Source organism: Paenibacillus lutrae, from assembly GCF_009757775.1.
Taxonomy (GTDB): domain Bacteria; phylum Bacillota; class Bacilli; order Paenibacillales; family NBRC-103111; genus Paenibacillus_F; species Paenibacillus_F lutrae.
In genome coordinates, this window is sequence record NZ_RHLK01000042.1 from 1 (window position 1) to 528 (window position 528).

At 53.5% G+C, this 528-nt stretch carries 2 rRNA genes; both read left to right on the forward strand.

Features of this window, described 5'->3' with window-relative positions:
* Positions 1-85 (forward strand): 16S ribosomal RNA (locus EDM21_RS24490); the annotation flags it as partial.
* A 341-nt stretch (positions 86-426) separates the two neighbouring features.
* A 5S ribosomal RNA gene (rrf, locus tag EDM21_RS24495) occupies positions 427-528 on the forward strand; the annotation flags it as partial.

The window sequence follows — 528 nt, forward strand, 5'->3', positions numbered from 1 at the left end:
CCAGCCGCCGAAGGTGGGGTAGATGATTGGGGTGAAGTCGTAACAAGGTAGCCGTATCGGAAGGTGCGGCTGGATCACCTCCTTTCTATGGAGACTCGGGTGCCGAATCGCACCCAGTCAAGAAGGCTTCGGCCTTCACAACTTCAATCACTCGTTGTCAGTTTTGAAAGGAGAATTTCCTCTCTTTTCAAACTTTTTGCTGCCCTGATCTTCTTCGGATGTTCAGTGGCGCGAANAAGGTAGCCGTATCGGAAGGTGCGGCTGGATCACCTCCTTTCTATGGAGACTCGGGTGCCGAAGCGCACCCAGTCAAGAAGGCTTCGGCCTTCACAACTTCAATCACTCGTTGTCAGTTTTGAAAGGGCAAGCACCTTTCAAGATACAAACCTTCTGGAGTTTGACGACTCCGGAAACACGCGCAATTCGTTTGGTGACGATGGCGGAAGGGAACCACGCGTACCCATCCCGAACACGACCGTTAAGCCTTCCAGCGCCGATGGTACTTGGACCGCAGGGTCCTGGGAGAGT